This is a genomic window from Spirosoma migulaei, from assembly GCF_054776855.1.
The window spans coordinates 69,713-78,645 of sequence record NZ_BAAHBG010000044.1 but is presented as its reverse complement, the minus strand read 5'-3'; the positions used below and the strand labels follow the sequence as shown (position 1 = coordinate 78,645).

At 47.7% G+C, this 8,933-nt stretch carries 10 protein-coding genes; 5 read left to right on the top strand and 5 right to left on the bottom strand.

The window, feature by feature from the left end:
- On the top strand, positions 1-283 hold a 283-nt coding region (locus ACYVGO_RS36715; protein WP_460973763.1), incomplete at its 5' end, for a hypothetical protein.
- A gap of 774 nt (positions 284-1,057) precedes the next feature.
- A complete protein-coding gene (locus tag ACYVGO_RS36710; RefSeq protein ID WP_460973761.1) occupies positions 1,058-1,468 on the top strand; it encodes a DoxX family protein in 411 nt (136 codons plus the stop codon).
- A 104-nt stretch (positions 1,469-1,572) separates the two neighbouring features.
- Here ACYVGO_RS36710 and ACYVGO_RS36705 read toward each other — a convergent pair whose 3' ends face one another.
- The gene (locus ACYVGO_RS36705) at positions 1,573-2,337 is read right to left on the bottom strand and encodes a LytR/AlgR family response regulator transcription factor (protein WP_460973759.1); all 765 of its coding nucleotides are present in this window, start codon (positions 2,335-2,337) and stop codon (positions 1,573-1,575) included.
- On the bottom strand, positions 2,318-3,337 hold the full coding sequence (locus ACYVGO_RS36700; protein ID WP_460973757.1) for a sensor histidine kinase: 1,020 nt from the start codon (positions 3,335-3,337) through the stop codon (positions 2,318-2,320). The genes ACYVGO_RS36705 and ACYVGO_RS36700 overlap by 20 nt, the downstream gene beginning before the upstream one ends.
- Before the next feature lie 272 nt (positions 3,338-3,609).
- Here ACYVGO_RS36700 and ACYVGO_RS36695 point away from each other — a divergent pair, with 272 nt between their 5' ends.
- The gene (locus ACYVGO_RS36695) at positions 3,610-5,199 is read left to right on the top strand and encodes an ABC-F family ATP-binding cassette domain-containing protein (RefSeq protein WP_460973755.1); all 1,590 of its coding nucleotides are present in this window, start codon (positions 3,610-3,612) and stop codon (positions 5,197-5,199) included.
- A 26-nt stretch (positions 5,200-5,225) separates the two neighbouring features.
- Entirely contained in the window at positions 5,226-5,816 is a 591-nt protein-coding gene (locus ACYVGO_RS36690) for a TetR/AcrR family transcriptional regulator (protein ID WP_460973753.1), read from the top strand.
- A 59-nt stretch (positions 5,817-5,875) separates the two neighbouring features.
- Here the strand turns inward: ACYVGO_RS36690 and ACYVGO_RS36685 are convergent, their stop codons facing one another.
- The 3 genes from ACYVGO_RS36685 to ACYVGO_RS36675 all read right to left on the bottom strand — a co-directional run bounded on the left by ACYVGO_RS36685 (position 5,876) and on the right by ACYVGO_RS36675 (position 8,067).
- On the bottom strand, positions 5,876-6,220 hold the full coding sequence (locus tag ACYVGO_RS36685; protein ID WP_460973751.1) for a cytochrome P460 family protein: 345 nt from the start codon (positions 6,218-6,220) through the stop codon (positions 5,876-5,878).
- Positions 6,221-6,448: 228 nt separating this feature from the next.
- A complete protein-coding gene (locus ACYVGO_RS36680; RefSeq protein WP_460973749.1) occupies positions 6,449-7,495 on the bottom strand; it encodes an alpha/beta fold hydrolase in 1,047 nt (348 codons plus the stop codon).
- A gap of 188 nt (positions 7,496-7,683) precedes the next feature.
- The gene (locus ACYVGO_RS36675) at positions 7,684-8,067 is read right to left on the bottom strand and encodes a winged helix-turn-helix transcriptional regulator (RefSeq protein ID WP_460973747.1); all 384 of its coding nucleotides are present in this window, start codon (positions 8,065-8,067) and stop codon (positions 7,684-7,686) included.
- 83 nt (positions 8,068-8,150) lie between these two features.
- On the opposite strand from ACYVGO_RS36675, the gene ACYVGO_RS36670 reads away from it, so the two are divergent.
- Positions 8,151-8,897, top strand: a complete 747-nt coding sequence (locus ACYVGO_RS36670) for an SDR family oxidoreductase (RefSeq protein ID WP_460973745.1) — start codon at positions 8,151-8,153, stop codon at positions 8,895-8,897.
- The last annotated feature ends 36 nt before the right edge of the window (positions 8,898-8,933 follow it).

The following is an 8,933-nucleotide window of genomic DNA, read 5'->3' as shown; positions in this document are numbered from 1 at the left end:
TCAAAGTACGACTTGTCGTCTTGGAATGAGCTTAGATAAACCTTATAAACTGCTTAGAATAAATCTTTTTCGTGGTTGTCACCATGCAGTACGTTTGGTGATTGTGAACGCCAAAGGCTATCCCGTACCTGAAACTTCAGTTGTTTTAGAGAGGCAGTATGCGTATAAATTGAAGCCCGATGCCAGGATCAACATCCCGAACAAAATTCCTACTATTGCCTTCGTAAAGCGTAACGGCGCGAAAAGTGAAGTCAAAGCTTTCACAAGATCGTTTTCAACATGACCCCCGAGTATACTCATATAAGTTCGTGGCTGTCGGATTGTCGGATCGATAGCCAGTATCGCCTAACTTGTCAATGATGAAAAAAGCCAGTCTTATGGCCTGTTTTCGTTATATATCCGGTAAGTTGCCGGTGTGTCCTGTTCAGAAATAATTCAATCAAATTTATAAATGGGAAATACCTGCTTGAAGAGGGCAGTCAAGCTAGAAGTACAGTTGAGTAATATCAAAAAACCAGTCTTGCAAATAGAATAATTTTAGGACGGTACAGAGTGTCACGTCCTAAATTTTATTCGGACGTTTTTCTGAACGGTTTTAGTAGCTGATCACTGCAAGTTCAGTTAATGATGGTAATTGGCCTTTTTGTGAACGATTACAAATGAACTAATTTACACAAATAAGCCAATATAAGTTACATGTTAAATTCCGTTGGTAGTCTGGCTATTAACACAACAAATCAAAGAGGGCAACATTAATAAAAAGCAGCCCTTTCCACTGCTTTTCGGCTCGAAGCACACCAAGCTGTTCCAAGCTACGCCAATGGCAATTGCTTAGCTCATAAGCTATACATGTTTGACAGTATAGTGAACGAAATACGCTGAATCATACCAGGCGAGCCAATCCACTTTAAATTAACAATCCATAAAAAGAGAAGAGCCAGGCCATCCAAAGTGTCTTTCTCAGCTCCCAATCTGTCCGGTTCGCCTTAAACTACCGGTGCGTTTCACTGGGTAAAGCTCAATTTTGGTTTACTAACGCATGTAAACGCAACCAATCATGACTACCAAAACAGCGAAAACAATTTATTGGATAGGCGCCCTATTAACCTCTTTATGGTTTGGTGCCAGTGGTTTTTTTGAACTAACAAAGAATCCGATCGTTTGGGACATTACGCTAACTTTAGGTTACCCAGCCTACTTTATTTACATCTTAGGCGTTGCCAAACTAGCGGGTGTAACGGTTCTACTATTACCTGACCGACTACTTCGGTTAAAAGAATGGGTATTTGCTGGCGTTTTTTTCGATATCATCTTTGCCTTTGGCTCTAAACTTAGTGTCATTGGCTTGCCAGCTACACTCGATGCCCTGATTGCATTCGGTATGGTAACGGTCACTTATCTCATGTTCCGAAAAGTGTATCCGGCCACGTATACTAAACAAATCAGCCCAATACCTACGAACGGCTAATCTAGTTCACGGATACCCAAACACGGTCATTGCTCCGAATCGTGTCCAAGAGTGGACCTGAACACGATTCGGAGCAATGACCGTGAAGATAAACAGGAACTGCACTAACGATCTTCCAACCAGGCCAGAAAGCCAGGGGATTTTTCCTTGTTGAGCAGCAGTTTATCGGGCGTATCTAGCACCAGCCTGACAAATAATTTCCGCAAAAAGTAAGGCTCAATTTCTTTAATCGCGGTGAAGTTCACCAGATATTGCCGGTTGATACGGAAGAACTGGTTGGCCGAAACCGAACTGGTGAGTTGGTCCAGTGACTGATTCAGGGTAAATTCCCGGTGATCGAAACACCGTATGATCGTGGTGTCCTGATGGATGTAAAAAAAGGCAATCTGATCGGTGTGAAGGGTCGTGTATTTTTGATTTTTGAACACCAGAAAGGTGGTTTTTCCGGCTGGAGGAGCGCCTAGTTTGGTAATCAGGCTTTCCAGATCGGACGCCAGGTTTTGCTGGAAAAAGTTTTTTAGCTCATCCACCTTTCGGAAAGCCTCCCGGATATCGGTTTCCGAAAAGGGCTTGAGTACGTAATCAACCCCATTTCGCTTAAATGCCTCCAGCGAGTAGGCATCAAAAGCAGTACAAAATACAACCGGGCAGGTGAGTTTAACCGCTTTGAAAATCTCGAAACAAAGACCATCCGCCAGCTGTATGTCCATAAAAATCAAATCAGGTTGATTGCCTTCCGCTAAGGCCTGAACGGAACGCTCGATGCTTTGGTAGTGGCCAACGATGCGCGCGTCTGGTCGAACGCTTACAATAATGGTTTCCAGCGATTTAGCGGTTCTCAGTTCATCTTCAATCAGAATGATGTTCATGAATTAGGGGGAGTTTGATTTGGAAGGTATACCCGTCGTTGTGAATACCGATAGGCTGGTCGAGCAGATGCGTATAGCGTAGGTTAATGTTTTTCAGGCCAACCCCCATAGAGTTGGCATCACCGGTCTTCCCCTGGATGGGATTCTCCAGAACAATTCGATTGTCTTCCTGATACAACCGGATGTGCAGAGGTTTATCCAGAGAGACGACATTGTGTTTAATGCAATTTTCAACCAGTAACTGTAAGGTAAACGGTGGGACGAGGGTATTCAGACTCTCATACGACAGGGTATTACTAAAGGTAAAGCCGCCTTCAAACCGGGCCTTTTGCAGAAACAGGTACGCGTCCAGAATTTCCAGTTCATCTGCTACGTGAATCAGGTCCTGTTTACGGCTTTCAAGCGTGTAGCGGTAAAAATTGGATAGCTTTAAAATAAACTCAACGGCTTCCTTCTCTTCGCTTTCCACCATGGCTTTCAGGGTATTGAGGCTATTGAAGAGGAAGTGCGGGTTAACCTGTTGCTTGAGCAGTTCATATTGAGCGCCCAGATGATCGTTCCTGATTCTTTCCAGTTCCATTTTGACCTGCTGGTTTTCATAATTCTGTTGCAGCAGATGCAGAAACATATAAAAGACCAGATTGATCAGAATACCCCGAACTTCAACCATCAGCATAACCGGCCCGAAGTCGATGTTCGACAGGATTAACTGCTGAACCAAGGCGAGCACAAACATGAGGACAATACCAACCAAAAGGCTGCTGATGAGCTGGGGGTAGGATATCGTCTGTTTTGGTGATTTTTTAGGCCGCTGCGATAGCGCATACATATTGACGTACCACATCAGTAAGGCAAACGTAGCAGTTATGCCCGCATTGACGATGGCTTCGGCGGGGTTAAACTGAGGGGCAGCCAGCTGCGGAACCGATGATAACAGTCCCAGAAAAATGGAGCTGGTCCAGATAATGACCGGGGATATAGTTAATGGAGTTTTCTTCATTACGAACGGTTAGGCTTACCGAGGCTCTGAGCGTATAGCACCAAGTTTTGCAAGAATAGGACTAATCGAGACCTATCAGCGACGCCCTAACCGGCAACTGGACAGATTAAGTATTGAAGCCGACGATATAGGTCCTGGAATAGACTGATTTCAAGGAAATATAGAAAGCATGCAAATTTAACAAATTTGTTAAACAAATTTGTTAAATTTGCACTATTACGCGTTGTATCGATGACTGTCAGTGTCATGTACACGTCGTCTTCCCCATTAACATGAGTTTAACGATCAGCTCACTAACCTATAGACATCCCGATAAGGAGTTCCTGTTTAAGGAGTTAAACCTTACGCTAAACCCTGGTGAGAAAGCCGCACTGGTGGGAAATAACGGAACAGGGAAATCAACGCTTTTGCAACTCATTGCCGGACAATTGCTTCCATCTGCGGGTCATATCATAGCTGCCGAAAGGCCCTGGTACGTTCCCCAACACCTAGGTCAATACGATAGCTTGACGGTTGCCCAGGCACTAGGCGTTGATCAGAAATTACGCAGTCTCCGAGCTATTTTGTCCGGGGAAACTGACCCGCAGTTTTTTACGGACCTGGCCGACGATTGGGAAATCGAGGAAGCCGTATCTACTGCCCTATTGAACTGGAATCTAACGCACGTAACGGCCCATCAGCGGTTAGGCGAGTTGAGTGGTGGTCAGAAAACGAAGATATTTCTGGCCGGTATTACGCTGCACAAGCCGGGGATCATTCTACTTGACGAACCGTCCAATCACCTGGATGCCACTAGCCGAGAGCACTTGTATGAGGTGGTCAAGTCGAGTACCGCAACGTTACTGGTGGTTAGCCATGACCGCAGGTTACTCAATGGTTTGCCGACAACTCTTGAGCTTAGTGAGCGCGGTTTAACCGTATTCGGCGGGAATTATGCGTTTTATCGTGACCAGAAAGAAGGCCAGGTTAGAGCCCTGCAAGCGCAACTGGATGAGCAGGCCAAAACCTTGAAACAAAGTCAGCAAAAGGCGCGGGATATGGCCCAGCAGCGCCAGAAAAAGGAAGCCAGCGGCAGGGCTGCTGGACAAAGCCAGTCGCTACCGCGCATCATTGCCGGCGGACGAAAAAGTAGAGCCGAGCAAAGTACCGCCAACCTACTAAACGTTCATAGCGAGAGAGTTGCCGGAATCGCCGAAAACATGCGGCAAATTCGCTCGCAGATTCAATCTTACCAAGTACTGAAAATCGATATTGGCGCTTCGTTGCTGCATCGCGGAAAAATGCTGATCGATGCCGAGCAACTTAGTTTTGGGTACGGTGACACCCCCTTGTGGAAACCGCTGACATTTCAGATCCGCTCCGGCGATCGTATCCGAATTGAAGGCGACAATGGGGCCGGGAAAACAACCTTGTTACGGCTATTAACCGGCAGTCTGGAACCGGTCCAAGGAACCATTCAGCGAACTTCGTTTACTTACCTGTATCTTGACCAGGATTATACGATGATCGATCCTAACCGAACCGTGTATGAACAAGTAGAACACTATAATCGTCGGCACTTACCTGAACATGACGTAAAATCGTTATTGATTTATTCGCAGTTTAGGCCCGACAGGTTCGAGCAACCCTGCAGCGGATTAAGTGGGGGCGAAAAAATGAAGCTGGCTTTATGCTGTTTAGCCGTCAGTAACCAGTCGCCAGATATGTTAATCCTGGATGAGCCGACCAATAACCTGGATGTGCAAAGTTTGGCCGTGCTAACTGAATCCGTAAAGAATTACAACGGCACATTGCTGGTTATCTCGCACGATGCCTATTTTATTCAGGAAGTAGAGATCGATAACCTACTTCGCGTTGCCTGAAAAATGAACGGTTTACTCGTACGTACATGCCAATTAAAGACACCGGAACCGAACAACTGATCAAAGAAACGGCGAAACGGATTTTTTTTGCCGAAGGTAGGCTGCACGCCACTACGCAGGATATCGCCGATGCGGCCGGTGTTAACCGGACGGCCCTGCATTACTACTTCCGGTCCCGAGACCAGCTAATTGACACAGTTTTTCAGGAAGCCATGCAGGCCCTTAGCCAACGGCTGGCCAGCGCGATGGAATCGCCTAGCCCTTTCCGGGAAAAAATCGAGGCACTGATCGAGGTTTTTCTGGCCGACATGATCGCCTACCCTTACCAGGAAACCTTTATGGTTACCCAGCTCAACACCGTAGGGCACCAATTGATCGAACATATCAATATAAACCCGACAAACGCATTCTTGGCCGAAGTAGAAGGGGAGATGGCGAAGGGAACACTGGAAAAAATGAACCCGATTCACTTTCTAATGAATCTGTTCTCGCTTCTTTCGTACCCCCTCATCATGGCCCCGCTTTATCGTCAGTTTTTTAGCCTCTCAGAGCCAGCGTTCAACACGCTGTTGAATGAACGTAAAGAGCTAATTAGCAGGGTGCTCTTCAAAAATTAGTACAGTAGGAAATTAAGCATCCTATTTGTGTAGGTTGGTGTGGGTAGCTAACGAGTAGGTTAGGGGGCATACGTTGAAAAAACAAAATCATGGTTTTTAGCCGCCTGGTGGCAGGGCGCGCAGGTGGTGTGTACCAAGTTGCTGGCTGGTTTCCCGTCGTTAAGTTGCCCATAGCCCCAGCCGCCCGTCAACGCATATTTTTTGGTGTCTTTCACCATAAACTGAAGGCCATTCTTGGGGTGACCGGCCACAAAGGATTGCTGCTGACCAATGGCCTTGTTATTTTCCGCCGAAGAAACATAATCCCACGCTAAGCGGACAATGATAGTGCCATCCGGAAACGGACGTTTTCCGTTCCGGAAAGCCTGTATAGCCGCCTTGTTGCCAAGAGTAGCCCGCATCATTGAGCTTACCTTCTTCGTGAGCTACGGTAATCAATGGCCAGTAGCGGTAGCCAGGTGGGAGGTTAATTCCGATAGTTGAATCGGGTTGTGGCTTGTCGGGTGGCGACGAATTTAGGCGGGTAAAATGAACCGCTGTTAGTAGACTACTAGCCAGGAGAGCTGCAACTAGTTCCATTTTCTGTACGAATTAAAAAGGGGGAATACGATTTGTCGGCAGCAAAGCGTGCCTTAGCGGGCTAACTGGTTCGCTTCAACAATGGATTCGGCAAAAGCGGTTGGTGCTTCCTGGGGTAAATTGTGGCCAATGCCCCCCATCAGGGTATGGTGGATATAGGGGCCTGAAAATTTAGTTGCATAACTAGCGGAGTTTTGGTGCGGAGCACCATTGGCGTCTCCTTCGAGCGTAACAGTTGGTACAGAAATAGTCGGAGCGGTAGCCAGTCGTTTTTCAAGCGCATCGTAGCGGGCCTCGCCATCGGCCACACCTAAACGCCATCGGTAATTGTGAATGACGATAGCGACATGGTCTGGATTTGCCAATACGCTAGCTGCCTGCGCGAAAGTAGCCTCGGTAAAGGGCCACTGCGGGGAAGCCGTCTGCCAGATCAGCCGGGCGAACTCACTTCGGTTAGCTTCATAACCCATTCGGCCCCGCTCGGTAGCAAAGTAGAATTGGTACCACCAGGACATTTCCGCTTTGGGAGAAAGTGGCGTTTGGTTGGCTTGCTGGCTGCCGATCAGGTAGCCACTCACCGATACCAGCGCGGTACAGCGTTCGGGCCACAAAGCCGCCATGATATTAGCCGTTCGAGCACCCCAGTCGAATCCACCCACGATGGCTTTTTGAATGCCCAGTGCATCCATCAGCGCAATAATATCCTGGGCTAAGGCTGACTGCTGGCCATTTCTAGGGGTTTGCTCGGACAGAAAACGCGTTGTTCCGTGACCGCGCAGGTGAGGCATAATAACCCGGTAGCCTTTTAATACCAGTAATGGGGCGACATCGGTAAAACTGTATATGCTGTAAGGCCACCCATGAAGTAAAATAACGGGTTGGCTGTGGGTAGGTCCAACGTCCACATAGCCAATAGTCAGTACCCCGGCATCAATCTGTTTGATGGGACCAATTCCGTCAGAGCCTCCTTGAGCTTGGTTATCCATATGGGTTGCGGGTCGTGCCTCGACCAGCGGTAGCTTACCCAGTTGGCTGACGGCGATTGAGGCTGTGGTTAATCTTAAAAATTTTCGGCGATTCAGTTGAGGTTTCGTCTCCATGCTGAGCGGTTGCTGGAAAGAGTTAAAAACGAGTTCGTTCTCCCAGTGGGTCACAAAGTTACCCCCATGCCTACCTATCAGAATCAGCCTGGCCTTCAGCCAGTCATCGTTACTCCCGAACCGGACATTTTTAAGGGCCAATCGGCAGGATGCTTCGCCGAAACATGGGCAACTATCAATTCGTCCGCTTACGCCCCTTGATGCATCATCCGCTCCCGGTGCTGCTTCCCCCAGTTGATCATCTCCAGAATAATACTACCAAATGATTGACAATAGTCTGTCGAGGTATATACCACCCCAACCGGCATTGTCGGAATCACCGTTCGGAGAATCAGCCCATTGGCTTCCATCTCTTTCAATTCCCGGGACAGCATCCGGGTTGTAATGCCGGGAATACTTCGTTCGATTTCCCGGAAACGTCTGTTGCCGTTGCAAATCGAATTGATAATGGGGAGCTTCCATTTACCCCCAATCACATAAATCGTATCCTGTAAAGCCTGCACTTCCTGGCGCTGATTGCGGGGATTGATTAGCCCTTCACTGACTATTTCTACTTGCTCGTGGTCCTGCATAGCTGGTATACTTGGTTATACTGGTAACAAAGTTATACCAATTCAGCTATACTTTTGTCCCGATCAAATTAAAAAGTAAGAGTATGAATACACTAACAGGAAAAATAGCGCTGGTAACGGGCGGCAATAGCGGCATCGGGTATGCTGCGGCTAAGGAATTGAAGTCCCAGGGAGCCGAGGTAATTATTACAGGCAGACGAAAGGAGGCCGTTGAGATAGCTGCTAATGAATTAGGGGTAACCAGTAAAGTAGCTGATCAAGGTCAGTTGGCCGCCATAGACGAGCTGGCTGCTTTTGTGAAGGAGACATACGGGAAAATCGATATTCTGTTTATCAACGCAGGGATTGTGGGGGGAGCCAGCATTGAGCAGGCAACCGAAGAAGCATTTGATAGGGTCATGAACGTCAATTTTAAGGGGGCTTATTTCACGTTGAGCAAATTTATTCCCTTGCTTCATGACGGCGCATCAGTCGTATTTCTATCCTCGAATACGGCCAGCATGGATGGGGCCAACTCATCGGTTTATTCGTCCAGCAAGGCGGCTTTAAATTCTATCATGCGGATCGCAGCGGTCGAACTGGCTCCCCGCCATATCCGGGTAAACAGCATCAGCCCTGGCCCGACCCAAACTGAGATCATGAAAAAAGCAGGGTATAGTGATGAGCAGTTATTCCAGTTAAATGATTGGATGATTGATCGCGTCCCGCTTAAGAAACTTGGCCAGGCGGAGGATGTCGGTAAACTGGTGGCTTATTTCAGCAGCGATTCCGCCCGTTTCATCACCGGCGCTGAACTGGTTTTGGATGGTGGCATGAGCTTAAAGTATTAGTCCCCCTAAGAAGTCGGAAAACCGGAGCGCGATGCT